The organism is Gramella sp. MT6 (assembly GCF_019357415.1).
Lineage (GTDB): Bacteria > Bacteroidota > Bacteroidia > Flavobacteriales > Flavobacteriaceae > Christiangramia.
In genome coordinates this window covers 2,369,085-2,394,370 of sequence record NZ_CP048410.1, presented here as the reverse complement: position 1 = coordinate 2,394,370, position 25,286 = coordinate 2,369,085, and the positions used below count along the sequence as shown (strand labels likewise).

Below are 25,286 nucleotides of genomic sequence, written 5' to 3'. Positions count from 1 at the left end.
TAGGTTTCAGTATAATTCGTCTATAAACTTATCATAATTGGATTCAGAAAAAACATTCTCCAACAAGAATAATTTAAAAGTACTCCACGAGGATAATCATATTATCATCGTGAATAAGCGCGCAGGAGATATTGTACAGGGAGATAAGACCGGTGATAAGCCTTTGAGTGAAGTTGTTAAGTCTTATTTAAAGGAGAAATATAACAAGCCAGGTAATGTTTACTTGGGCGTTGTTCACAGATTGGACCGTCCTACCAGCGGAATCGTAGTTTTCTCAAAGACCTCTAAAGCCTTACCTAGACTGAATAAATTATTTCAAGATAAGAAAGCAAAAAAGACCTATTGGGCTGTTGTAAAAAATCCGCCTCCAAATGAAAGCGGTGAACTGGTTCATTACATGAAGAGGAATTCTAAACAGAATAAATCTTACGCCCATAAAAATGAAGTTCCCGATAGTAAAAAAGCGATCCTGGATTACCGGTTACTTAAAAAACTGGACAATTACTATTTGCTGGAAATCGATCTTCATACCGGCAGACACCACCAGATAAGAAGTCAGTTATCGGCGATTGGCTGCCCAATAAAAGGTGATCTTAAATATGGATTTGACCGTAGTAACAAAGACGCCAGCATTCATTTACATTCACGGGAATTAAAATTCACACACCCGGTAAAAAAGGAGCTTATTCACATTGTTGCTCCTCCCCCATCAGATCCTATTTGGGATGCAATTATGAAATAATTAAAAGTTACCAAACTCTTAATTCATTATTTTTAAATAAAAGTTTAAAAAATGAAATGGCGCGGTAATAGACAGAGCGATAATATGGAAGATCGCAGGGGAAGTTCAGGAAAGGGTAAACTTATAGCTGGCGGTGGAATTATAGGATTGATATTTGTTATTGCCCAGTTCGTGCTTAGCGACGGAGATATTTCTGTCCTGGACCAATTAGATGAACCTTCCGGAAATTCTACTGAAGTTAGAGAACTTACCCCTGAAGAAAAAGAACTTGGAGATTTCACAGCTACGGTTCTTGCGTATACCGAAGACACCTGGAATTCCATATTTTCTGAAAACGGGATGCAATATAGAGAACCGGGAATGGTTCTTTTCACCGATGCGGTTCAAACCGCCTGTGGCGGCGCCTCTGCTGCCAGCGGTCCTTTTTACTGTCCAGGTGATCAAAAAGTTTATATGGACCTGAGTTTCTTTAATGAACTTCGTGATAGGTTTGGTGCCCAAGGAGGTGATTTTGCGATTGCTTACGTAATGGCACACGAAGTTGGCCACCATGTTCAGAATTTGTTGGGAACTGCCACGAAAGTAAGACAATTACAACAACAAACTAGCCGGGAAGAGGCGAATGAACTATCGGTCGCTTTAGAGCTTCAGGCCGATTTTTATGCCGGTGTGTGGGCTTATTACAACAAACAATATCTTCAGGAAGGTGATATTGAGGAAGCTTTAAGTGCCGCCAATGCCGTTGGAGATGATGCGATCCAGAGAAAAACCTCGGGCAGGGTAAATCCAGACTCCTTTACTCATGGAACTTCTGAACAGCGCATGAAATGGTTTATGAGAGGTTATAATTCCGGAGACATCAGGCAGGGCGATACTTTCAGCGAGATCCTTAATTGATATCAAAAAAATAATCTAAACTTACTTATTATTCTTAACAGAGATAATACTTTCAATAATGACAGCGCTTATTATTAAAGTTCCACCTATTAAAGTTTTTAGGGAAGGGATCTCACTTAAGAAAATCGCTCCCAGAATTATTCCATATACCGGCTGAATACTACTCATAATACTTGCAGTGGTAATAGTAAAATTCTTAAAGCTTTGCAGGAATAAAGTATGACCGATGCATGTTGTAAGAATTGCTAGCACCAGCAAGGGTTTCCATTGACTGGTTACTTCTGAAAATTCACTGAAGAAAATGGAAGGTATCAGCACTATCGAAACTACCAGGATCTGGTAGAACATCAACGCCGACCCATTATATCTTTCAACTTCCCGCTTCATCAAAAGATTCCGGAAGGCATAGAATATTGCAGAAGCGATCCCGAAAATTATGGCAATAAAGTAATTGTTTTCGAGATCGAATTTCGGACTAAGAAAATAAATACCTGTCAGAACTAATATTCCAAGAGCAATATGAACTTTATTGAATTTTGTTTTAAATAGGATTGGTTCCAGGAATGCCGTGATTACCGGGTAGGTAAATAACGACAATAAAGCAATGGCTACACTGGAAAATTTGAGAGAATAGAAATAGGTGATCCAATGCCCTCCCATTAGGAGTCCTCCAAGAATCAGCTTTAAGAGATCATTTTTGTTTTCAATTTTTAGATCGATCTTTTTCCAGCGACAATAGAGATAAAAAACAAAAACAGCGAGGATACACCTGTAGAATATTGTGGTAACCGGATCTAAAGTAATATATCGACCAAGAACTCCGGAAGTGCTGATGAGCAAAACCGCTAGATTCAACTGGAATATATTTATCAAATGTTTCCTATCTGCCAAATCCCTATAATTATCTTGAAAGCTCCTTGAATTTCTCAGTAATGATCTCTTTTACCGGCCTGTTCTCGATATTACTCTCAAGCCAGGAGAGAATGTCCAAATAAAGAAAAGCTCTGCGTTCATAAGGGTGGTCTTCAAATTTCTTTAGAGTATTATGTAATTTTCTAAATTCATCTTTGATATCCAATGGAGAAACATCAGGAAGATTTCTAAGGAATTTGATCATTTCCTTTTGTACCTCATGCATATCATCCATTTTGATCAGGAATTTATAGGTCGATTTCACCAGGCTATCAAGATGATAATCCAGACCTGCTTCATAATGCGCCACCAGATTTAGAATTCTGGAGAAGCACATCAAATCTTCCCTCATTTCGAGGGATTTGTTATTGATGATCTTTTTCAGGAATTCAATACATTTTTTATTATTCCCATCGCCAAAATATAAACAGGCGATCTTATAATAGAAAACCATAATATGATGTTCGTCGATACGACCCTTGAATTTCGCGATCTTCTGGGTGATCTTTTCTACCAGCTCATCTGAGTCTCCAAATTCACCCTTCATAAAACGAAGGTTAAGTTTATTGGAATAGACATATAGGAATGATAATGCCGAAATATTGTCGTTATGAGGGATCTTGGGATCGCGCAAGGAATCTTCAAGCTCTTTTAAAGTAACCTCAAAAAGATCTGTATGATTCAAATAGAACAGTGATTCCAGTAAATAATGGTTGCCTTTTAAGTAAGAAACCGGATGAATAGGGATTAAATGTTCATATTCAACAAAAAGATCCTTCCATTTCATAGAATAACGGTAACAACCTAGGAAATCCTGGATTAGGAAACTGTACCATAAATGTGCTTTGTACAGCCATAATCTCTCCTTAAATCCAAGTTCCTTAAAATCATATCTTGGTAATTTTTTTCTGAAGTAATCCTTGATATCCTGAGCTTCCTCCTCTGTTCTGCAATAACCCATTTTCAGAAAAATAGAATACAGTTCCAGAGACAGATTTGAAAGTTTACTGGAGATGAGATTAAGCCGGTTCAATTCTTCGGTTTGCTTGATCAAAGTTTCGGCACGGTTGTTCATACTCCGGGTGATATACTGCGATTCTATGATTTTTTCCAACTCGAGAATCTCATAAGCGACATTCTTTTCCTCGTAATTCAGGGCAAGACTTTTCACTTTATCAAGTAATTTCAAACTTTGTTGATAAAGCCCTTTATGATAAAGAATATAGGCAAAGTCAAGTTGCTCCCTTATCTGTACCGGGATGCTTTGATGGGCAGGATTCAGCCGGAGAGAAATTAAAAGTTGCTTATAAAGATGTGTTTTTACGTTAGAAAGCTGAAGCTTACTTATACTGGTACTTTTCAGAATTTCTGCTTCATCGTATTTTTTTTGACGGGACATCACCTTATATAAATTCAGAAATTTAGAATCTGAATTCACTCCAACCCTACCCACATATAGAGAAAACTGTCTCTTTTCAGAAGCAGAAAGGGATTTTATTAAAGAAAACAGGTTTTCGGTTAAGTCATTGGTCATTGTAAATCAATATTTTGCAAAACCCTACAAAACAAGGGTTTACGAGGCTAATTATCCTTCTTTAGTATCGTAACGCTTTTCATTGCCGGGTGGGCGAAGCATTCTTATTCCGATACTTTAGATAAAGATAAAGTAAAATAAATCTCATATGCGTACTGAAAAGGTAGAAATTTTTGACACTACATTGAGGGACGGAGAACAAGTCCCCGGCTGCAAACTGAATACTGAACAAAAATTAAAAATTGCTGCGCGACTGGATGAACTGGGCGTGGATGTGATAGAAGCCGGTTTTCCTGTTTCAAGTCCTGGTGATTTTCAATCGGTAAACGAGATTTCGAAACTCGTTAAGAATGCAACTGTATGTGGACTGACCCGTGCTGTTAAGAATGACATTAGAGTTGCTGCCGAAGCGCTTAAATTTGCCCGTAAACCAAGAATACATACAGGAATTGGAACTTCCGATTCTCATATTAAATATAAATTCAAATCTACCAGACCGGAGATCATTGAAAGAGCTGGTGAGGCCGTTGCCTTTGCCAAAACTTTCGTTGATGATGTTGAGTTTTATGCCGAAGATGCCGGAAGAACCGAGAACGAATTCCTTGCAAAAGTGTGTTCAGAAGCGGTGAGAAATGGCGCTACCGTATTGAATATTCCGGATACAACCGGATATTGTCTTCCTGAAGAATATGGGAAAAAGATCAAATATTTAAAGGAAAATGTGATCGGCATCGAAAATGTGATCATTTCCTGCCATTGCCATAATGACCTTGGATTGGCTACCGCTAATGCCATTGCGGGAATCACAAATGGCGCGAGACAGATCGAATGTACCATCAATGGTATTGGAGAACGTGCCGGGAATACAGCCTTAGAAGAGGTCGTCATGATCTTGAGACAACATCCATATTTACAATTGAATACGGATATCAATCCGCAATTGTTGTATGATACCAGTAAAATGGTCTCCAGAGAAATGGGAATGTACGTCCAGCCGAACAAGGCAATCGTCGGTGCGAATGCCTTTGCACATAGCTCAGGTATTCACCAGGATGGCGTCATCAAGAACAGAGAAACATACGAAATTATAAATCCAGCCGATGTCGGGGTCACCGAGTCGGCTATTGTTTTAACTGCCCGCAGCGGAAGAGCTGCTTTAGCCTACAAAGCGAAGAAAATGGGATACGATCTTACCAAACTTGAATTAGATCATGTGTATCATGAATTCCTGAATTTCGCCGATGCTAAGAAAGAAGTGGCAGATCATGATATTCATACTATCATGGACATTTTCAAAAAAAGTTCAAGAGCAATTGCTTAATTGATTATGAAGAAAACTTTATTTGACAAAATATGGGACTCCCATATTGTGGAAAGCATACCTAATGGGCCGGACATTTTATATATCGATAAACATCTGATACATGAAGTGACCAGCCCACAGGCTTTTAATGAATTAAAGGAAAGAGATATTCCGGTTTTTCGTCCGGACCAGATCGTTGCTACAGCCGATCATAATACACCTACAAAAGACCAGCACCTTCCGGTGAAGGATCTTTTGTCCAGAAAACAGTTGAAGGAACTTAGCCAGAATTGCGAGGAGAACAATATTACTCTTTACGGTTTAGGGCATCCTTATAATGGCATTGTTCACGTGATGGCTCCCGAGCTTGGTATTACTCAACCGGGTATGACCATAGTTTGCGGGGATAGCCACACTTCTACTCATGGAGCCTTTGGAACAATTGCATTCGGAATTGGAACCAGCCAGGTGACCCAGGTGTTTGCCAGCCAGTGTTTACTCGTGGAAAAGCCTAAGAAGCTTCGGGTGAACGTCAATGGAAAACTGAAAAACGGAGTTCTTCCAAAAGATGTCATCCTTTATATCATCAGCAAGCTTGGAACAAATTCAGGTACAGGATATTTCTGCGAGTATGCAGGAAATGTATTCGAGGAGATGTCTATGGAAGGGCGAATGACCGTTTGCAACATGAGCATTGAAATGGGTGCTCGCGGCGGATTGATTGCTCCAGACCAGACTACTATAGATTATGTGGAAGGACGGGAATTCGCTCCAAAAGGAGCTGAGTTTGAAAAAATGAAAGCTCATTGGGAAACATTGAAAACCGATGCTGATGCAGAATTCGATCAGGAGTATTCCTTTGAAGCCGAAGATATTGAACCTATGATCACCTACGGAACAAATCCGGGAATGGGGATCAAGCTTACAGGATCTATTCCGGTGGAAGGAAATAAAAGTGATGCAAAGGCTCTTGCTTATATGAATTTTAAGCCGGGCGAAACCTTATTGGAGAAGCCGATAAATTATATTTTCATTGGTAGTTGTACTAACTCCAGAATTGAGGATTTCAGGGTTGCTGCCTCTTATATCAAAGGAAAGAAGAAAGCTGAAAATGTGAACGCTTTGATCGTGCCGGGTAGCCGTCAGGTTGCAGAACAGATCAAAAAAGAAGGCCTCGATAAAGTTTTTGAAGATGCCGGTTTTACCTTGAGACAGCCGGGATGTTCAGCATGTTTAGCTATGAATGATGATAAAATACCTGAGGGAGAATATTGTGTCTCTACAAGTAATAGAAATTTTGAAGGCAGACAGGGGCCCGGTTCCAGAACAATTCTGGCCAGCCCGCTAACTGCTGCTGCAACCGCAATTTCAGGTAAAATTTCAGATTATACTCAAACATTGAACTAAATGGAAAAGTTTATAAAATTAACAGATACGGTCGTGCCGTTGGATGCTGAGAATGTAGATACTGACCAGATCATTCCGGCCCGTTTTCTAAAAGCAACAGATAAGGAAGGTTTCGGAGAGAATCTTTTCCGCGACTGGCGCTTTGATAAAACAGGAGAGCCAAATGAAGATTTTGTGCTGAATCAGGATAAATATTCTGGCTCCATTCTACTTGCTGGGAATAATTTTGGTTGTGGCTCCAGCCGTGAACATGCTGCCTGGGCTATAAAAGCATACGGTTTCAAAGCGGTGGTATCCAGCTATTTTGCAGATATATTTAAAGGAAATGCCTTAAATAATGGATTATTACCGGTACAGGTAAGCCCTGACTTTCTTCATAAATTATTCACCGCTGTAGAAAAAGAAGCCGAGGAAAAGGTGGTCATTGATTTAGAAGAACAAAAGATAAGTATTCAAAGCTCAGGAGAATCTGAACATTTTGATATAGACCCTTATAAAAAAACCTGTCTGATCAATGGTTATGACGATATCGACTTTTTAACGAGTAAACTGGAAGCCATTAAAAAATTTGAAAATAAACGAAGCGGACAGACAGAACCGCAACAAACCCTACAAACTGAAAAAATATGAAATTCAATATAGCTGTACTTCCCGGAGACGGGGTTGGTCCTGAAATAACACAGCAGTCAGTGAAAGTGCTGAAGGCTGTTGCAGATAGATTTGATCATGAGTTCATTTTTGAAGAAGCTGAAGTGGGTGCTGTTGCAATAGATTTATTGGGGGATCCGTTGCCAGAAACCACACTCGAACTATGTAAAAAATCTGACGCTGTGCTATTTGGGGCAATTGGTGATCCTAAGTATGATAATGATCCCTCGGCAAAAATAAGACCGGAACAGGGATTGCTTAAACTTAGAAAGGAACTTGGACTTTTCGCTAACATCAGGCCGGTTAGAGCCTATAAGAGCCTTATCCATAAATCTCCCTTAAAACCTGAAAATATTGAAGGTGCAGATATGGTCATCTTCCGGGAACTCACCGGTGGAATATATTTTGGAGAAAAGAGTACGTCTGAAGATGGCAGATGTGCTTCAGATCTTTGTACCTATTCCGTAGAAGAAATAGAACGAATTGCTCACCTGGCTTTTAAGGCTGCTGAAGATAGGCGGAAAAAATTAACACTAATCGATAAAGCAAATGTTCTTGAAACTTCTCGTTTATGGAGAAAAACGGTGACCGAGATCGCTAAAGATTATCCTGGAGTAAAGGTCGATTATTTATTCGTGGACAATGCCGCAATGCAAATGATCCTGAATCCAAAACAGTTTGATGTGATCCTTACCGAAAATATGTTCGGAGACATTATTTCAGATGAGGCGAGTGTTATTGGTGGAAGTATTGGATTGCTTGAATCTGCTTCTGTTGGTACTGAAAATGCTCTTTTTGAGCCAATTCACGGCTCGTATCCTCAGGCTGCAGGTAAGGGAATCGCCAATCCGGTTGCTTCGGTACTTTCCGCAGCGATGATGCTGGATCATTTAGGTCTTAAGAAAGAAGCTGAAACGGTAAGAATGGCCGTAGAATTAAGTATAAAGTTGAATGTTTGTACTATAGATATCAATAAAGACAATCATTATTCAACTGAAAGGGTTGGAGATTTTCTGGAAAGTGTGATCAGCGATACCGAAGGTCATATAGTTAACAATGAAAACCTCAACCTTGGTCAAATGACTATAATATAAAGATTAGTTCATGTTTGTTTAGAAAACTGCCTCCTGTTAGATTTTATCTTCAGGAGGCAATTCTATTTAAAGCTGCTGTAATTTGTTTTTGATCATATTCAGTGAAAGATTGTCTTTGCTTCCTGAATGTGTATGTTTCATTCCTTCTGAAGCCTCATAGGATCCGTTTTGAACCTGCTCCCCTATTATCTTATATGCGTCCCTGAATGATGTTCCATTGATCACCAGTTCGTTAATACTGTCTACTGTAAACAGGTATTTATATTTCTCATCCTTAAGATCTACTTTTTTCACCTTGATCTGGGCGATAGAATGCGTAAAAACATCTAGTATCTCCTTCATATTTTCAACTGCATAAATGCTATTCTCTTTAATAAGTTGAAAATCCCTGTGGTAACCACTTGGCAGATTGTTGGTGATAAGGATCATTTCATTGGCAATAGCCTGAAGTTTATTGCATTTCCCCCTCACAAGTTCAAAAACATCCGGATTCTTCTTATGCGGCATAATACTGGAACCTGTGGTAAGCTCATCCGGAAAGGTGATGAAATCAAAATTCTGACTCATATACAAACAGATATCCATAGCAAACCTGGAAAGTGTATTGGCCAGAGACGCGATATTAGAAGTTACCGTTCTCTCACATTTTCCCCTGCTCATCTGTGCCGCGACCACATTAAACTTCTGGGTTGAAAAGCCAAGTTCTTTTGTCGTGAATTCCCTGTCAATAGGAAATGATGAACCATAACCGGCTGCGGAACCTAAAGGATTCTGATCCACGATTTTCAAACCAGCTTCCAGTAAATAGAGATCATCAATAAGCAATTCAGCATAAGCTGAAAACCACAACCCGAAAGAAGATGGCATTGCTACTTGCAGATGGGTGTATCCGGGAAGAACCTCTTCCTTATGTTCATCGGCCAGGCACAAAAGTACATCAATAAGTTTTTTAGTTTTTAAAGTGATCTGCTGTAGATTATCTTTAAAATATAACTGCTGTGCTACCAGAACCTGATCATTCCTCGAACGGGCGGTGTGGATCTTTTTACCGGTATCTCCGAGTTTTTTGGTGAGTTCGAATTCTATCTTTGAATGAACATCTTCAAAATCCTCTTCGATCTCAAATTGTCCTTTTTCCAGCTGATCCTTCAGGATATCAAGTTCAGCAAGAAGTAATTCTACCTCCTGTTCAGTCAAAATATCAACCTTTCCCAGCATCTTAGCATGTGCCTTGGAAGCCTGAATATCATATTCGGCCAGATGCATATCCAGTTCACGGTCATTTCCAATAGTGAATTTTTCAATCTGTTTGTCTATTGAAATACCTTTATCCCAGAGTTTCATATTATCATATTTAATATTTCGTCATCCTGAACTCGTTTCAGGATCTCATGAGAAGCTGAAACAAGTTCAGCTTGACGCATTGTTCCTTTTAACGCTGTTGCACTGAGCCTGTCGCACTTCGACAGGCTCAGTGCATCAGGTTTAATTCAACTTTTACTTCAACGCCTTTTCAAGCAGCTTTATATACTTTTCAATTCCTTCTTCGATCTCCTTTACATAAATAAATTCATCTGCCGAATGAGATCTGGTGGAATCACCAGGTCCTAATTTCAAGGAAGCACAACTCAACATCGCCTGATCACTCAAGGTTGGCGAACCATAAGTTTCCATTCCCAGGTCTATCCCAGCTTTAACCAGTTCGTGATCCAACGAAATTGAAGATGAATTTAATCGTAAACTCCGGGCATTGATCTCGTCAACCGGAGCTTTATTTTTTAAGATCTGCTCGATCTCTTTATTGCTGTATTTATCATTTACCCTAACATCGATGACCAGATGCGTTTTTGCAGGAACTACATTATGCTGACTCCCGGCATTGATCTGGGTTACGGTCACCTTTACTTCTCCAAGGTTTTTAGAAACCTTTTCCAATTTAAAGTTTTCAAACCACTCCAGAACTTTGGCTGTTTTATAGATCGAATTATCATTATTGGGATGCGCAGCATGCGAAGGAGTTCCTTTCACTACGGCATCAAATACCACCAGGCCTTTTTCTGCAACCGCGAGGTTCATCAGTGTTGGTTCACCAACTATAGCCACATCGATTTTCGGGATTTCCGGAAGCAACGCGGCGATCCCATTTTTACCGTTGATCTCTTCTTCCGCCGTTCCCGCAAACAGAATGTTATGACTTAGATTTTCTTCTGAATACAAATAAGTGAATGTTGCTAAAAGCGAAACAAGGCATCCGCCTGCATCGTTACTACCTAATCCATATAATTTGCCATTTTCGATCTCTGCTTTGAAAGGATCTCTGGTATAGGCCGAATTCGGTTTTACCGTGTCGTGGTGAGAGTTTAGCAAAAGTGTAGGCTTGTCCTTGTTAAAATGTTCATTAACGGCCCAAACGTTATTTAAAAACCTCTTATGCGGAATTTCATGCTGTTTGAACCAATTCTCAAGAAGATCGGCTGTTTTATCCTCCTCGCCGGAAAATGACTGCGTCTGGATCAGGTTTTTGAGTAATTCTATTGCTTCTTGCTGAAGTTGATCTAACTGCATTATTTTACAATTTTGGTATGGATAGAATTCTTCTTCAATAATCCCGCATCTCCCAGAATTACTGCAGAAACTCCTTCATTAATAGCTTCAAAACAATTATGAAGTTTAGGCAACATTCCGTCTGTAATCACTTTTGAAGCAACCAGTTCCTTATAATTATCAGAATTCAGCTCCGGGATTACCGAGTCTTCATCTTCAATATCGGTCAAAACACCTTTTTTCTCGGAACAGTAATAAAGCTTTACTTCATAAGAATTACTCATCCCGACAGCAATTTCTGAAGCTACTGAATCACCGTTAGTATTTAAAAGAACTCCTTCTGCCGTACATGAAATTGCCGAAAATACCGGTACCATATCCAGAGCAAGAATTGAATTAATAAAATCTGAATTCACTTTTTCTACATCCCCAACAAAACCATAATCGATCTCCTTTACCTCTCTCCTTTTTGAGATCAGAACCTTTCCATCTGCTCCACATAGGCCGATCGCATTTTGTTTCCTGGCCTGGAGGTGAGCAACGATACTTTTATTTAATAGTCCGCCATAAACCATGGTTATTACTTCCATCGAATCCTTATCTGTGATCCTTCTACCATCAACCATTTTGGTCTCAAAACCAAGTTTTCCCGCAACCTCGGTGGCTTTATTACCACCACCATGAACCAGGATCTTTGGACCTTCCAGTTGCACAAAGTCCTCCAGAAAGGAATTCAGGAAAGCTTCATTTTCAATTAGCTTTCCTCCTATTTTTATGACTTTCAGGGTTTGTTTCATATTGACTTTATAGCTTTACATCATCCTGAACTTGTTTCAGGATCTATTGAGAAGCTGAAACAAGTTCAGCTTGACGATCTTATTTTGAACATTCTAAAATCCTCTTCAATACCGTCTGCGCAGCGAAGGTCCTGTTATTAGCCTGGTGTATCACTATAGAGTTTTCGCTATCCAGAACATCATCAGCAATGACTACATTTCTTCTCACCGGGAGGCAGTGCATTACCTTCGCATTATTGGTGGTTTTCAATTTAGACTGATCAACTGTCCAGTTCTTTTCCACTTTCAGTACCTCACCATAATTCTCATAACTGCTCCAGTTCTTCACATAGACAAAATCGGCATCCTGAAACGCCTTTTCCTGGTCATGCTCTACTTTCACATTATTCCTAACATGCGGAGCAAGATCATATCCTTCAGGATTGGTGATCACAAACTCAACATCCAGGCGCTGCATAATTTCGGCGAACGAATTTGGAACTGACTGAGGCAGAGCTTTTGGATGCGGCGCCCAGCTTAAAACAACTTTTGGCCTTTCCGCTTTATTAAATTCCTGAATGGTGATTGCGTCCGTCAAAGCTTGTAATGGGTGACCCGTTGCACTCTCCAGATTTACAATTGGAACAGAAGCATATTTTTTAAAACTATTCAGCACATGTTCAGATTCATCTTTTTCCTTATCCTTTAGTCCGGGAAAAGCTCTTACCGCTATAATATCGCAATATTGAGAAAGTACGGCAGCGGCTTCTTTAATATGCTCTGCTTTATCTGAATTCATGACCGCACCATCCTCAAATTCCAGCGCCCAGCCATCTTTATCAGCATTCATTACCATCACTTCCATTCCCAACAGTTTCGCAGCTTTTTCCGTACTTAAACGAGTACGCAGACTGTTATTGAAAAAAAGCATTCCCAGGGTTTTTCCAGTTCCAACTTTGGAATCGGGATTATGAGCTTTCAGGCTTCTGGCTTCTCTGATCATGGATTCGAGATCCTCTATGTCTGATAGTTTGATGTAGTTTTTCATTTATTGGTAATTCTAATATTCGTCAGGCTGAAATTGCTTCAGGATGACTTCATTGTTTTATGTTCCTGGTTTTTCAAGGCTAATTTTAGGGCACTGAAAAAACCTTTAAAATGTTCTTTTTTAATATTCAATGGCGGCAGAATACGCAACAACTTCTTGTTGGATGATGCACCGGTAAAGATCTCATGTTCAAATAAAAGTTCTTTCCTGAGAGCAGCTATCTCAAAATCGAATTCCAATCCAATCATCAAACCTCTTCCTTTTATTTTTTTGATTTCAGGAATTTTAGCCGCTTCTGACTTTACGAATTCAGAAACCCCAGCCGCATTTTGCATCAAATTCTCCTCCTTAATGATATCTAATACAGAAATTCCCGCGGCACAGGCAAGATGATTTCCGCCAAATGTGGTTCCCAGCATTCCATATTTCGGCTGAATATTATTATCGGTCAGGATACCACCAATCGGAAATCCGTTCCCCATTCCTTTTGCCATAGTGATAATATCCGGTCTGATACCATGTTTCTGAAATGCGAAAAAATCACCCGTTCTACCATAACCAGATTGCACCTCATCTGCAATGAGCATGACCTGATTTTCTTTACATAATTCAGCCGCCGATCTATAGAAATCAGATTCAGCTTCGTCCAATCCTCCAACTCCCTGAATCACTTCAAAAATAACCGCGGCCACATCACCTTTTTCGATCTCCCTTTTTAAAGAGTCAGTATCATTAAAAGCCAGCTTTGTCGCTTTATGGCCAAGATTGAAAGGCGCTTTAATAGATTCATTATCGGTAATGGCAACTACCCCTGAGGTCCTTCCGTGAAAAGCATTTTCAAAATAGATGATCCTGTCCTTCCCGGTTTGAAAAGAGGCAACTTTTAGTGCGTTCTCATTAGCTTCAGCTCCTGAACTGCACAAAAAGAGACTGTAATCCTTAACTCCTGAAACTTTTTCCAGTTTAACAGCAAGTTCCTGTTGTAATGGATTTTTGATCGAATTCGAATAGAAACCCAATTTTGCAGCCTGTTGCTGAATAGATTTCACATATTCTGGATGTGCATGCCCAACAGAGATCACTGCATGCCCTCCATACAGATCCAGGTATTTTTTCCCGGATTCGTCAAAAACGTAGCAGCCTTCACCTTTTACCGGCGTGATATCATAAAGTGGGTAAACATCAAATAATTGCATAATTACTGATCTGAAATATTATTAATTTTTTTGAATGAGGCCTGGATTCCTTTGATCAACGAGGAACTAAGTCCGTTGTGTTCCATTTCATTAAGACCTTCAATAGTGCAGCCTCTAGGCGTAGTCACTTTATCGATCTCCTCTTCAGGATGCTTCCCGGATTCGATCAACAGACTCGCAGCACCCAAACAGGTTTGCATAGAAAGCTCCTGAGCGTCTTTCGCATCGAAACCGAGTTGTACTGCTCCCTGAGTGGTTGCGCGTATCAAACGCATCCAGAAGGCGACTCCACTGGCACAGATCACCGTGGCAGCCTGCATTTTATTTTCAGGAATAATGATACTGCTACCAAGCCTGTTGAAAATAGCTTCGGCAATGGCGATCCTTTTCTGTCCTTTTTCATTACTGCAAAGACAGGTCATCGACTTACCAACAGCGATCGCGGTATTAGGCATCGATCTAATGATAAAATGCTCTTCCCCAATAATGCTTTCCATTCGCGGAATTTTAAACCCGGTGACGGTAGAGATCAAAACATGTTTATCGGTTAGTTCGTCTTTGATCTCGTATAGGATCTTTTCCAATTGAGTAGGCTGAACGGCGAAGATCAGGATATCTGAATTCCGCACTAATTCAAGATTGTCTGAAGTAACCGTAACTTTTGAATATTCAGAAAACTCCTGAATGTCATCAATTTTACGTTTGCTCAGATAAAGCGTGGTAAAGGCATTACTGAAAATGAGTCCTTTTGCAATGGACACTCCCAGATTTCCTGCACCAATAATTCCTATTTTCATATCAATATTCTTTTTAAATCGTCAAGCTGAACACATTTCAGCTTCTCTAAGATCCTGAAACGAGTTCAGGATGACGCCTATTAAAAATAACTCGCTTTTAAATTCAAGCCCATTTTTTCATCCAGGCCGAACATCAAATTCATATTCTGCACCGCCTGACCGGAAGCTCCTTTCAACAAATTATCGATTATACTGGTCACTAGCAATTTATCACCAAACTTCTGTAATCTTAACAGGCATTTATTTGTATTGACAATCTGTTTCAAATGCAGATCCTCATCGGTTACAAAAGTGAAGGCTGCGCCGGCATAAAAATCTTCATAAATCTTTTTTGCTTCTGCCAGGCTTCCTGAAAACTTGGTATATGCAGTTGCGTGAATTCCTCTGGAAAAATTTCCCCTGTTAGGAATAAAGTTCACTTCTGCTTTATGATCTGACTGCAGCTGCTTTAAGCTCTGACCGATCTCATTCAGATGTTGGTGCTCAAATGATTTATAAGCTGAAAAATTATTATCCCTCCAGGTAAAGTGAGTAGTTTCTGAAAGCGAAGTTCCCGCTCCGGTTGCTCCAGTAACTGCATTCACATGAATATCATCCTTTAAATGTCCATTTTTTGCCAGAGGAAGAATTGCCAGAGTGATCGCTGTTGCAAAACATCCAGGATTTGCTATAAATTCAGCCGACTTAATCTCATCTTTGTTCAATTCCGGAAGGCCATAAACAAATGAGTGATCATCAGATTTCTGTCTGAAATCGGTGCTCAGATCAACGATCTTTGTCTTTTCTGAAAATTGATTTTCAGCAAGAAACTTTTTAGAATTCCCATGGCCAAGACAAAGAAAAACTACATCTACTTCAGTATTTATCTTATTGGTAAATTGAATTTCAGTTTCGCCAATAAGATCCTGGTGGATGCTATGAATTGGTTTCCCAGGTTGGGAAGTACTGAAAATAAAGTTCAGGTTTACCTGAGGATGATTAAGTAAGATCCTGATCAATTCTCCTGCGGTATATCCTGCGCCACCTATAATTCCTGCCTCGATCATGAATCCTGATTTACATGTTGATAGATCTTCCCGGAGTTAGAAAGGATCTTAATGAATCCTTTGGCATCATCTGCGGTCCAGGCTTTATTCTCTTCACCATAGTTCCCGAAACTGCTGTTCATAAGGTCATTCGAAGATTTGATTCCATCCAAAGTAAATCTGTAAGGATGAAGAGTGACGAACACATCTCCGGTCACTTTAGCCTGAGAACTTTCAAGCTGTGCTTCAAAATCCCTCATTACCGGGTCCAGATATAATCCTTCATGCAGATGCATGCCATACCAGTTTGAGGTGTAATCCTTATGTTGAAGCTGCCATTTGCTCAAGGTATGTTTTTCTAACAAATGATGAGCTTTGATCGTGATCAAAGCAGCAGCAGCCTCAAAACCAACTCTTCCCTTAATCCCAATGATCGTATCTCCCACGTGTATATCCCTACCAATAGCATATTTCGCGGCAATTTCTTCAAGAATTTCTATGTTCTTTTCAGGTGAGTTTTCATTTCCATTAATGGCAGTTAGTTCTCCTTTAGTAAAACTAAGTTTTACCTGTTTTGGTTCTTTATCATTTAACTGAGATGGATAAGCTTCTTCCGGTAAGGCTTTTTCTGAAGTCAGTGTTTCTGCTCCTCCAACACTGGTTCCCCAGAGTCCTTTATTCACAGAATATTTGGCTTTCTCCCAGTTCATCTCCACGCCTTTACTCTTAAGATACTCGATCTCTTCCTGTCTGCTAAGCTGTTTGTCCCTGATTGGAGTGATGATCTGAATATCTGGCGCGATTATCTGGAAGATCATATCGAATCTCACCTGATCATTTCCTGCTCCGGTGCTTCCATGAGCGATATATTTTGCTCCTACTTTCTTGGCATAGTTCACGATCTCGATCGCCTGGATGATCCTTTCTGCACTTACCGATAATGGATAAGTATCATTTTTCAAAACATTTCCAAAAATGAGATACTTCACTACTTTTTGATAGAAGGAAGAAATGGCATCGATATTCTTATAACTGCTGGCACCGATCTTCTTTGCATTTTCGCCTATCTTCTTGATTTCTTCTTCTGAAAAACCACCGGTATTCACACTCACCGCATGTACTTCAAATCCTTCTTCTTCAGATAAATATTTCGCGCAATATGAGGTATCCAATCCTCCGCTGTATGCTATTACTACTTTTTTCATTTGATGATTTAAATTCTATCGTCATCCTGAACTTGTTTCAGGATCTAATGAGAAGCTGAAATAAATTCAGCTTGACGGATATTTTAATAATTACTCTTTCTCTGCCTTTTCCTTTTTATAGAAAAGAGTTTGTTTGATATGTTTTAATCTCTGAAAAGCTTTATCGTTGAATTTGCTAATGCTCTCCGGGGTTTTCTTTTTCTCCTTTTTCTTTTCCGGATCGTATAACATCCCTGTACAAAGACACATTTTTCTTTCGGTCCTTGTTAGAATATCATAATTCTTACAACCCTGGCAACCTTTCCAGAAGGTTTCATCATCGGTTAATTCAGAAAAAGTAACCGGTTGGTATCCCAGTTCGTAATTGATCTTCATTACCGCCAAACCTGTGGTGATTCCAAAGATCTTCGCCTGGGGATATTTGGTTCTGGAGTGTTTGAAGATCACTTTTTTGATCTCTTTGGCCAGCCCATGATTTCTGAAATCTGGATGTACAATAAGACCGGAATTTGCGACGTACTTATCGTGACTCCAGGTTTCTATATAGCAGAAACCGGCAAATTGGTCACCTTCAAGAGCTATAACGGCATTTCCTTTTTCCATCTTATTAATGATGTACTCAGGAGTCCTACGGGCAATACCGGTTCCACGGACCTTGGCCGACTCTTCGATAGTGTTACAAATGATCTCAGCGTAAGAAGCATGAGATTTATTAGCAATGATAATTTTCATCTGCTAAAGTTTTATGTTGAAAAAATTGTTTTGATCTGGGGGTTTCGAGAGCGGAACCGGACTCACCTAAGTTCCATAGATATATAGACGCACTTACGTGCGACGGGGAAAACGTCGGCGCATAGGAGATATATCAGTAAAAGTGCTGATATAAAGTTTGTATTCTATGCTGTTTAGGTAATTCAAGATGGAAAAAATCAAATAATATTAATGGAAAAGGGTTTCATGGGTCACTGCCTAGAAGCGGCGGGGCCTGAAATGAAAACGGGGTAATATTATTTGTTTGATCGAAATCATAGTGCAAATGTATACAAAAAATTAATTCACAAGCTGTTACTAGATTAAAAATTGAAATAAATTTGGGTTATCATTGAGATATTCCCCATAAAAATTCTTCTTTTTCATCCTCTCTACTAATGGATTAAAGTCATTAGGATCCTTTAATTCTATACCAACAACCGCTGGACCGTTAGACCTATTGTGTTTTTTGGAATATTCAAAATGGGTAATATCATCGTTAGGTCCAAGCACCTTGGCAACAAATTCTTTTAGGGCACCCGCTCTCTGAGGGAAGACAACAACGAAATAATGCTTCAATCCTGAATAAAGCAAGGCTCTTTCCTTAATTTCAGCCATCCTGATAATATCGTTATTACTTCCGCTAACGATACAAACCACATTCTTCCCTTTAATTTTTTCGGAATAAAGGTCTAATGCCGAAATAGCCATTGCACCCGCCGGCTCTACTACCATCGCATCCTGGTTATAAAGGTCAAGGATAGTCTGACAGATCTTCCCTTCCGGAACCGTGATCATCTCGTCCAGGTTTTCTTTACAAATGGCAAAATTCCTGGCACCTACCTTCTGAACAGAAGCTCCATCCACAAAACGCTCAATATTCTTTAATTCCACTACTTTACCTTCTCGTAATGAGGTTTTCATTGAGGGCGCACCTTGTGGCTCTATACCAATGATCTTGGTGTTAGGCGATAGTTCCTTGAACATAGAAGAGACTCCGGCTAGTAATCCGCCACCTCCAAGAGGGGCGAAAATATAATCTATAGGCTCATCAGCCTGTTCAAGAATTTCCAAAGCTATGGTCGCCTGGCCTTCTATTACTTTTTCATCATCGAATGGATGAATGAATACAAGGCCCTGCTCTTCCATATGTTTCATGGCACTTTTAAAAGAATCATCATAAGTATCTCCCTTAAGAACCACATCAACCCATTCTCCTCCAAACATCTGGGTTTGCTCAACCTTTTGTTTCGGAGTAGTTCCGGGCATATAAATTACTCCCTTAACCTTTAATTTGTTGCAGGCAAAAGCAACTCCCTGGGCGTGATTTCCAGCACTTGCACAGATCACTCCCTTTTCTAATTGCTCCTGCGGTAAGCTGGAAATCTTGTTATAAGCACCCCGAATTTTATAAGATCTAACCTGTTGCAGGTCTTCTCTTTTCAGCATGACATTGGCCTCAAAGCGTTTGCTATAAGTAAAGGATTCGGCTAAAGGAGTTTTTAAAACAACTTTGGAAATTCTTTCAGCAGCCTGTTTAACAGCCTCGAGGCTTGGTATATATGTTTTATCTTTTTCCAGCAAAGTATTCATTACGCGTATATTTTCTTCATTGCGGTCATCGCAGATCTTAATTTAGCTCCGACCTCCTCAACAGGATGATTTTTTATTTCCTTATTAACTTTTTCCAGTTTCTGCTCATCAACATTTCCACCTTCGAATTTCTTGCCGGCAACTTCAGGCTCAAGAGAATTCACATAATCCTTGATCAAAGGTTTTGCGGCATGGTCAAACAGGTAACAACCATATTCAGCTGTATCTGAAATGACTCTGTTCATTTCATATAATTTCTTCCTGGCGATAGTATTAGCAATTAGCGGAGTTTCATGAAGAGACTCATAATAAGCAGATTCTTCGATAATTCCTGCATCTACCATGGTTTCAAAAGCCAGCTCCACTCCAGACTTTACAAAAGCGACGAGCAATACTCCTTTATCGAAATATTCCTGTTCGCTAATCTCTTTAGAAGTCGCTTCGGTCTTTTCAAAGGCAGTATTTTCGGTTTCAGCTCTCCAAGTATGCAATTCCTTATCATCATTAGCCCAGTCTTTCATCATTCGGCTACTGAATTCCCCGGAAATGATATCATCCATATGTTTCTGAAAAAGCGGACGCATGGTTTTCTTAAGATCTTCGGAAATTTCATTAGCTCTCAATTTTGCGGGATCTGAAAGACGATCCATCATTTGAGTGATCCCGCCATGCTTTAAAGCTTCGGTAATGGTTTCCCATCCATACTGAATTAATTTCGCCGCGTAGTTTGGATCTACTCCTTCAGCAACCATCTTATCGAAGGTAAGGATCGAACCTGTTTGAAGAACGCCACAAAGAATGGTTTGTTCACCCATAAGATCTGACTTCACTTCAGCAACAAAAGAAGATTCAAGCACGCCTGCACGATGACCACCTGTAGCATAAGCATAAGCCTTTGCCCATTCCAGGCCAATGCCTTTAGGATCATTTTCAGGATGTACAGCGATAAGCGTAGGCACCCCAAAACCTCTTTTATATTCTTCACGAACCTCAGATCCCGGACATTTAGGCGCAACCATGATCACGGTCACATCCTCACGGATCTTCATTCCCTCTTCCACGATATTAAAACCATGGGAATAGGAAAGTACCGCTCCTTTTTTCAAATGAGGCTGAATACCTTTGATCACCGACGTATGTTGCTTGTCTGGTGTTAAATTTATCACCAGGTCTGCCTCGGGAACCAGTTCTTCATAAGTACCCACATTAAAATCATTTTCAGTAGCATTCTTCCACGATTGGCGCTTTTCTTTGATCGCTCCTTCTCTTAGAGCGTATGAAATATCGAGTCCGCTGTCGCGCATATTGAGTCCCTGGTTAAGACCTTGCGCGCCGCAGCCCACGATGACTATTTTCTTACCATACAGGGCTTCTGCTCCATTACTGAATTCGTCCAGTTCCATGAAACGACAGGTTCCTAATTGATCTTGTTTTTCAGCTGTAGAAAGGCTGTTAAAATAGTTGGTCATGATAATGAGTTTGTTGTATTAAATTTTTCTAGTATTCCTGAAATCGGCATTTCATTTTTAGTTACCGCGATAGTACCGGATCTTACGAATTGCATTAATCCGTATGGTTTTAAGGTTTCATAAAGAGCATCTACCTCTGTTCGTTTTCCGGTCTTTTCGATCACGAAAAATTCTTTGGTAACCGTCACAATGCGGGCATTGGTTTCCTTAATGAAGTCCTGAATATTATGATCGTCTAAAAAGTCCTGAGACCTGATCTTATAAAGAGCGGTTTCCTGATAGATGGTTTCAGCATCGGTATGATAAAATGCCTTGATCACTTCTATTTGTTTCTCGATCTGGCCCACGATCTTTTTGATCTGTTCCTCGGTCACATTCACAATAATGATAAAACGCATCACTTCAGTCACCTCACTAGGTGAAGCGGTAATACTCTCTATATTGATGTGCCTTTTTAAGAAAATGGCCGCTATCCTGCTCAATAAACCAAGGTTATTCTCGGTATATATTGATACTGTATAATTCTTTTTTTCCATTATTCTAATAATATGTCTGAAACTGCTGCTCCCGTTGGAATCATTGGGAACACATTTTCTTCCTGTTCAACTTTCACTTCAAGGAAATAAGCCTCCTCAGATTCCATCATTTCCTTTACAGCTTCCTCCAACTGAATCCTATCGGTCACCTGTTTTGCCTTGATATGATATCCCTTCGCGATAGTTATAAAATCTGGATTTACCATTGTGGTAGAAGCATAGCGTTTATCGAAAAACAATTGCTGCCACTGCCTCACCATTCCCAGGAATCCATTGTTCAAAAGCACAATTTTTACAGGAACTTTGGTTTGAAAAATAGTTCCCAATTCCTGAATGGTCATCTGGTAACCGCCATCACCAATCACGGCCACCACATCCCTCTCTGGCTTGGCCATTTTTGCTCCTATAGCTGCCGGAAGCGCAAAGCCCATAGTCCCGAGTCCGCCGGAAGTCACATTGCTTCGAGTGCCATTGAATCTGGCATATCTACAAGCGGCCATCTGGTGCTGACCAACGTCTGAAACGATGATAGCATCTCCTTTAGACTGCGTATTTATTTCCTGAATAACTTCAGCCATTCCAAGATCTTTTTTATTTACATCAAGGTTACCTTTTATTACCTTTTCATATTCGGTCTTGTACATTTCCTTGAACTCCTGATGCCACTCTACATGAGAATTCGGCTCTAAAAGTTCCAGTAAAGCTTTGAGACTTTCCTTCACGTCTCCAAGAACAGGATAATCTGCTTTTACGTTCTTATTTATTTCAGCCGGATCGATCTCAAAATGGATCACCTTTGCCTGTTTAGCATATTTTTCGAGATTCCCAGTTACCCGGTCATCGAACCTCATCCCAATAGCAATTAATACATCACATTCATTGGTAAGCATATTAGGCGCATAATTTCCATGCATACCAACCATTCCCACATTCAACGGGTGATCTGTTGGCAGTGCGGAAAGCCCTAGAATGGTCCATGCAGCCGGGATTCCAGCTTTTTCAACTACTTGTTTGAAAAGATCTTCTGCGCCACCAAGAATTACACCCTGACCCCAAACGATCATGGGTTTTTTAGCATTATTGATCACCTCGGCAGCTCTTTCAACTTCCAGTAGATTCAGCTCCGGGTAAGGTTTATAACTTCTGATTCCGGAGCATTTTTTATAACTGAATTCCAAAGAAGCAAACTGGGCATCTTTCGTAATATCTATAAGTACAGGTCCCGGCCTTCCTGATTTCGCGATATAAAAGGCTTTCGCCATCACTTCCGGAATTTCTTCCGCCTTAGTGATCTGGTAGTTCCATTTAGTAATTGGCGTGGAAATACCTACAATATCGGTTTCCTGGAACGCGTCACTTCCCAGTAAATGTGATCCCACCTGGCCAGTAATACATACCATTGGAGTGGAATCTATTTGAGCATCAGCAATTCCGGTGACCAGGTTAGTTGCTCCCGGTCCTGATGTAGCCACAGCAACACCTACTTTTCCCGAAACCCTGGCATAACCCTGGGCAGCGTGTGTCGCGCCCTGTTCATGCCTGGTGAGGACGTGGTGAATTTCCTTCTGATATTTGTACAGCTCATCATAGACGGGCATGATCGCCCCTCCGGGATAACCGTAAATAGTATCCACACCTTCTTCAAGTAAACATTTAATAACCGCTTCGGCTCCCGAAACAGTCAAGGTGTCTTTTGTGTTTACCTTTTCGAAACTTGCTGTTTTAACCTGCATAATTCACCGTATTAAAATTCATCTGTAACACAGCCCTGTGAAGCTGATGCTACCGTTTTTGCGTATTTATAGAGTACACCTCCACTAACCTTGAAAGCAGGCGCTTTCCAGGCTTTCTTTCTTTCACTAATTTCTTCATCGCTCAAATGAGCCTCGATCCTATTGGTTTCAGCATTGATGCTGATCTCGTCACCATCTTTAAGCAGACCTATGAGTCCACCTTCCTGAGCTTCAGGAGTAATATGCCCCACTACGAAACCATGAGTTCCCCCTGAAAATCTTCCGTCTGTAATAAGAGCGACTTCTTTTCCAAGTCCGGCACCCATTATCGCTGAAGTTGGTTTCAGCATTTCAGGCATTCCCGGTCCTCCTTTGGGGCCCTCATAGCGAATGACGACAACGTCTCCTTTTTGAACCTTACCGGAGGATATCCCCTCGTTAGCTTCAAATTCACCATTAAAAACTCTGGCCTTTCCTGTAAATTTTAAACCTTCCTTACCCGTTATTTTAGCAACGGAACCCTCAGAAGCCAGATTACCGTATAGTATTCTGATGTGTCCGGTGGCTTTGATGGGTTTTTCCACAGGATGAATTACATCCTGATCGAAAGGTAGAGGCTCAACATTTTCAAGGTTTTCGGCAATTGTTTTACCGGTAACGGTCATACATTCGCCATGAAGTAATCCTTTTTCCAACATATATTTCATCACAGCCGGGATTCCTCCAATCCTATGAATGTCTTCCATAAGATATTTCCCGCTGGGCTTGAGATCTGCCAGAAATGGCGTCTCCTCACATATTCTTTCAAAATCCTTTAATCCAAAACTGATATCAGCTGCTTTTGCGATCGCTAAAAAGTGCAGTACTGCGTTAGTAGAACCTCCTAGAACCGTTAGTAATCGAACAGCATTTTCAAATGATTTTGCCGTTACGATATCTTTTGGTTTCAGATCATTTTCCAGCAAATATTCCATTGCCTCTCCTGCTTTAATGCTTTCCTGAACTTTTTCAGGACCAGTAGCCGGATTGGAACTATTAAAAGGAAGGCTCATCCCCAATGCTTCAATTGCTGAAGCCATGGTATTTGCCGTATACATTCCTCCACAAGCTCCTGCACCGGGACAGGCTTTTTCTATAACCGCCTGATATTCTTCTTCCTGCATTTCGCCGGAAACCTTAGATCCCCATGCTTCAAAAGCCGAAACCACATCCAGTTTTTTACCATTATGGCATCCAGACGCGATGGTTCCTCCATAGACCAGAACCGAAGGGCGGTTTAATCTTAACATAGCCATTAATGCTCCGGGCATATTCTTATCACAACCAACTACAGTCACCAGCCCGTCATAAGACATTCCTGCTACCACAGTTTCCATAGAATCTGCTATAATATCCCTGGAAGGAAGGGAATAGCGCATTCCCGGCGTACCCATAGAAATACCATCACTTACTCCAATGGTGTTAAAAATAAGTCCGTTTAATCCTGCATTTTGAGTTCCTTTTTTTACTTCTTTCGCAAGATCATTCAGGTGCATATTACAGGGATTACCTTCATAACCAGTACTTCCTATACCTACGAAAGGTTTTTTAAGATCTTCTCTGTCTAGTCCTATGGCGTGAAGCATCGCCTGTGAAGCAGGCTGAGAATCACTTTGTGTTATTTTGCTACTGTATTTGGTATTCATTTAATTCGTTTCGGTTTCAATAAGATTTAAAAATACTTGGTTAACTATACTGTTTAAGACTCTTTACAAGTGCTGAATTAATTTCAATCATAATCTAAAAATCATAACTAACTGTTTTTCAATTGTTTATAACATTTAATATTACGATAGCTAATTGATTTGATTTAAGTAAAACTTGTGTTCTGGGAATAAAAAAAGCCATCTAAAAAGATGGCTTTAATTTATACTGGATAGAACGCACATCTTTCTAGGGTCGGTTTTCGATAATGAAAATGACCTCCAGGATAGATGAAATAATGTTCTGAATTACTGTAATCATGCTTCTAAAGTAAAAAATATATTATAGAAGTCTATTTTTCAGACTGTTAATTTTATTCTTAGTCTCCTCTTGA

The 25,286-nt window shown here is 40.1% G+C and carries 22 protein-coding genes; 6 read left to right on the top strand and 16 right to left on the bottom strand.

Annotated features, from left to right (window positions below; all coding sequences use genetic code 11):
• The first annotated feature begins 37 nt into the window (after positions 1-37).
• Positions 38-742 carry an RNA pseudouridine synthase gene (locus G3I01_RS10765; protein ID WP_219547713.1) on the top strand — a complete coding sequence of 235 codons (705 nt, stop codon included), beginning with the start codon at positions 38-40 and terminating at the stop codon, positions 740-742.
• Between the two features lie 51 nt (positions 743-793).
• Positions 794-1,639, top strand: a complete 846-nt coding sequence (locus G3I01_RS10760; protein WP_219547712.1) for a neutral zinc metallopeptidase — start codon at positions 794-796, stop codon at positions 1,637-1,639.
• Between the two features lie 21 nt (positions 1,640-1,660).
• On the opposite strand, the gene G3I01_RS10755 is transcribed toward G3I01_RS10760, so the two are convergent.
• Positions 1,661-2,530: a DMT family transporter gene (locus G3I01_RS10755; RefSeq protein WP_219547710.1), complete on the bottom strand. Its 870-nt coding sequence runs from the start codon at positions 2,528-2,530 to the stop codon at positions 1,661-1,663.
• Positions 2,531-2,540: 10 nt separating this feature from the next.
• Complete coding sequence (locus G3I01_RS10750; protein ID WP_219547708.1) at positions 2,541-4,085, bottom strand: hypothetical protein; 1,545 nt, start codon at positions 4,083-4,085, stop codon at positions 2,541-2,543.
• Positions 4,086-4,233: 148 nt separating this feature from the next.
• On the opposite strand from G3I01_RS10750, the gene G3I01_RS10745 reads away from it, so the two are divergent.
• From G3I01_RS10745 to leuB, 4 genes are read left to right on the top strand one after another with little or no spacing between them, the layout of a single operon-like run.
• Positions 4,234-5,406: a 2-isopropylmalate synthase gene (locus tag G3I01_RS10745; RefSeq protein ID WP_219547706.1), complete on the top strand. Its 1,173-nt coding sequence runs from the start codon at positions 4,234-4,236 to the stop codon at positions 5,404-5,406.
• 6 nt (positions 5,407-5,412) lie between these two features.
• A complete protein-coding gene (gene leuC, locus G3I01_RS10740) occupies positions 5,413-6,795 on the top strand; it encodes a 3-isopropylmalate dehydratase large subunit (protein ID WP_219547705.1) in 1,383 nt (460 codons plus the stop codon).
• Positions 6,796-7,425, top strand: coding sequence for a 3-isopropylmalate dehydratase small subunit (gene leuD, locus G3I01_RS10735; RefSeq protein WP_219547704.1), 630 nt, complete (start codon positions 6,796-6,798; stop codon positions 7,423-7,425).
• Positions 7,422-8,537 carry a 3-isopropylmalate dehydrogenase gene (gene leuB / locus G3I01_RS10730; RefSeq protein WP_219547703.1) on the top strand — a complete coding sequence of 372 codons (1,116 nt, stop codon included), beginning with the start codon at positions 7,422-7,424 and terminating at the stop codon, positions 8,535-8,537. Before leuD ends, leuB begins: the two co-directional genes overlap by 4 nt.
• A 66-nt stretch (positions 8,538-8,603) precedes the next feature.
• Here the strand turns inward: leuB and argH are convergent, their stop codons facing one another.
• The 14 genes from argH to ilvD all read right to left on the bottom strand — a co-directional run bounded on the left by argH (position 8,604) and on the right by ilvD (position 24,894).
• On the bottom strand, positions 8,604-9,881 hold the full coding sequence (argH, locus tag G3I01_RS10725; RefSeq protein WP_219547702.1) for an argininosuccinate lyase: 1,278 nt from the start codon (positions 9,879-9,881) through the stop codon (positions 8,604-8,606).
• A 153-nt stretch (positions 9,882-10,034) separates the two neighbouring features.
• Complete coding sequence (locus G3I01_RS10720) at positions 10,035-11,102, bottom strand: M20 family metallo-hydrolase (protein ID WP_219547701.1); 1,068 nt, start codon at positions 11,100-11,102, stop codon at positions 10,035-10,037.
• Entirely contained in the window at positions 11,102-11,878 is a 777-nt protein-coding gene (gene argB, locus G3I01_RS10715; RefSeq protein ID WP_219547699.1) for an acetylglutamate kinase, read from the bottom strand. Before argB ends, G3I01_RS10720 begins: the two co-directional genes overlap by 1 nt.
• A 79-nt stretch (positions 11,879-11,957) precedes the next feature.
• Positions 11,958-12,905 (bottom strand): N-acetylornithine carbamoyltransferase, encoded by a 948-nt coding sequence (locus G3I01_RS10710; protein WP_219547697.1) that lies wholly within the window; start codon positions 12,903-12,905, stop codon positions 11,958-11,960.
• Positions 12,906-12,943: 38 nt separating this feature from the next.
• Positions 12,944-14,101, bottom strand: coding sequence for an aminotransferase class III-fold pyridoxal phosphate-dependent enzyme (locus tag G3I01_RS10705; protein WP_219547695.1), 1,158 nt, complete (start codon positions 14,099-14,101; stop codon positions 12,944-12,946).
• A 2-nt stretch (positions 14,102-14,103) separates the two neighbouring features.
• Positions 14,104-14,898, bottom strand: coding sequence for a pyrroline-5-carboxylate reductase (gene proC / locus G3I01_RS10700; RefSeq protein ID WP_219547693.1), 795 nt, complete (start codon positions 14,896-14,898; stop codon positions 14,104-14,106).
• Positions 14,899-14,978: 80 nt separating this feature from the next.
• Positions 14,979-15,944, bottom strand: coding sequence for an N-acetyl-gamma-glutamyl-phosphate reductase (gene argC / locus G3I01_RS10695; RefSeq protein ID WP_219547691.1), 966 nt, complete (start codon positions 15,942-15,944; stop codon positions 14,979-14,981).
• Positions 15,941-17,128 (bottom strand): argininosuccinate synthase, encoded by a 1,188-nt coding sequence (argG, locus tag G3I01_RS10690; RefSeq protein WP_219547689.1) that lies wholly within the window; start codon positions 17,126-17,128, stop codon positions 15,941-15,943. The genes argC and argG overlap by 4 nt, the downstream gene beginning before the upstream one ends.
• Before the next feature lie 90 nt (positions 17,129-17,218).
• Positions 17,219-17,860, bottom strand: a complete 642-nt coding sequence (locus G3I01_RS10685) for a GNAT family N-acetyltransferase (RefSeq protein ID WP_219547687.1) — start codon at positions 17,858-17,860, stop codon at positions 17,219-17,221.
• Positions 17,861-18,196: 336 nt separating this feature from the next.
• On the bottom strand, positions 18,197-19,471 hold the full coding sequence (ilvA, locus tag G3I01_RS10680) for a threonine ammonia-lyase IlvA (RefSeq protein WP_219547685.1): 1,275 nt from the start codon (positions 19,469-19,471) through the stop codon (positions 18,197-18,199).
• The gene (ilvC, locus tag G3I01_RS10675) at positions 19,471-20,940 is read right to left on the bottom strand and encodes a ketol-acid reductoisomerase (protein WP_219547683.1); all 1,470 of its coding nucleotides are present in this window, start codon (positions 20,938-20,940) and stop codon (positions 19,471-19,473) included. The genes ilvA and ilvC overlap by 1 nt, the downstream gene beginning before the upstream one ends.
• Positions 20,937-21,476 carry an acetolactate synthase small subunit gene (gene ilvN / locus G3I01_RS10670; RefSeq protein ID WP_219547681.1) on the bottom strand — a complete coding sequence of 180 codons (540 nt, stop codon included), beginning with the start codon at positions 21,474-21,476 and terminating at the stop codon, positions 20,937-20,939. Before ilvN ends, ilvC begins: the two co-directional genes overlap by 4 nt.
• The gene (ilvB, locus tag G3I01_RS10665; protein ID WP_219547679.1) at positions 21,476-23,209 is read right to left on the bottom strand and encodes a biosynthetic-type acetolactate synthase large subunit; all 1,734 of its coding nucleotides are present in this window, start codon (positions 23,207-23,209) and stop codon (positions 21,476-21,478) included. Before ilvB ends, ilvN begins: the two co-directional genes overlap by 1 nt.
• 11 nt (positions 23,210-23,220) lie before the next feature.
• A complete protein-coding gene (gene ilvD, locus G3I01_RS10660) occupies positions 23,221-24,894 on the bottom strand; it encodes a dihydroxy-acid dehydratase (protein WP_219547677.1) in 1,674 nt (557 codons plus the stop codon).
• Positions 24,895-25,286 lie beyond the last annotated feature (392 nt).

Excerpts from the sequence above, each read along its gene's own strand:
- argC (WP_219547691.1), bottom strand. The coding sequence starts at position 15,944 with ATGATCGAGGCAGGAATTATAGGTGGCGCAGGATATACCGCAGGAGAA.
- leuD (WP_219547704.1), top strand. The coding sequence starts at position 6,796 with ATGGAAAAGTTTATAAAATTAACAGATACGGTCGTGCCGTTGGATGCT.
- proC (WP_219547693.1), bottom strand. The coding sequence starts at position 14,898 with ATGAAAATAGGAATTATTGGTGCAGGAAATCTGGGAGTGTCCATTGCA.
- G3I01_RS10760 (WP_219547712.1), top strand. The coding sequence starts at position 794 with ATGAAATGGCGCGGTAATAGACAGAGCGATAATATGGAAGATCGCAGG.
- leuC (WP_219547705.1), top strand. The coding sequence starts at position 5,413 with ATGAAGAAAACTTTATTTGACAAAATATGGGACTCCCATATTGTGGAA.
- leuB (WP_219547703.1), top strand. The coding sequence starts at position 7,422 with ATGAAATTCAATATAGCTGTACTTCCCGGAGACGGGGTTGGTCCTGAA.
- argB (WP_219547699.1), bottom strand. The coding sequence starts at position 11,878 with ATGAAACAAACCCTGAAAGTCATAAAAATAGGAGGAAAGCTAATTGAA.
- ilvB (WP_219547679.1), bottom strand. The coding sequence starts at position 23,209 with ATGCAGGTTAAAACAGCAAGTTTCGAAAAGGTAAACACAAAAGACACC.
- argG (WP_219547689.1), bottom strand. The coding sequence starts at position 17,128 with ATGAAAAAAGTAGTAATAGCATACAGCGGAGGATTGGATACCTCATAT.
- G3I01_RS10745 (WP_219547706.1), top strand. The coding sequence starts at position 4,234 with ATGCGTACTGAAAAGGTAGAAATTTTTGACACTACATTGAGGGACGGA.
- ilvA (WP_219547685.1), bottom strand. The coding sequence starts at position 19,471 with ATGAATACTTTGCTGGAAAAAGATAAAACATATATACCAAGCCTCGAG.
- argH (WP_219547702.1), bottom strand. The coding sequence starts at position 9,881 with ATGAAACTCTGGGATAAAGGTATTTCAATAGACAAACAGATTGAAAAA.
- G3I01_RS10750 (WP_219547708.1), bottom strand. The coding sequence starts at position 4,085 with ATGACCAATGACTTAACCGAAAACCTGTTTTCTTTAATAAAATCCCTT.
- G3I01_RS10685 (WP_219547687.1), bottom strand. The coding sequence starts at position 17,860 with ATGAAAATTATCATTGCTAATAAATCTCATGCTTCTTACGCTGAGATC.
- ilvC (WP_219547683.1), bottom strand. The coding sequence starts at position 20,940 with ATGACCAACTATTTTAACAGCCTTTCTACAGCTGAAAAACAAGATCAA.
- G3I01_RS10720 (WP_219547701.1), bottom strand. The coding sequence starts at position 11,102 with ATGCAGTTAGATCAACTTCAGCAAGAAGCAATAGAATTACTCAAAAAC.
- G3I01_RS10705 (WP_219547695.1), bottom strand. The coding sequence starts at position 14,101 with ATGCAATTATTTGATGTTTACCCACTTTATGATATCACGCCGGTAAAA.
- G3I01_RS10710 (WP_219547697.1), bottom strand. The coding sequence starts at position 12,905 with ATGAAAAACTACATCAAACTATCAGACATAGAGGATCTCGAATCCATG.
- ilvD (WP_219547677.1), bottom strand. The coding sequence starts at position 24,894 with ATGAATACCAAATACAGTAGCAAAATAACACAAAGTGATTCTCAGCCT.
- ilvN (WP_219547681.1), bottom strand. The coding sequence starts at position 21,476 with ATGGAAAAAAAGAATTATACAGTATCAATATATACCGAGAATAACCTT.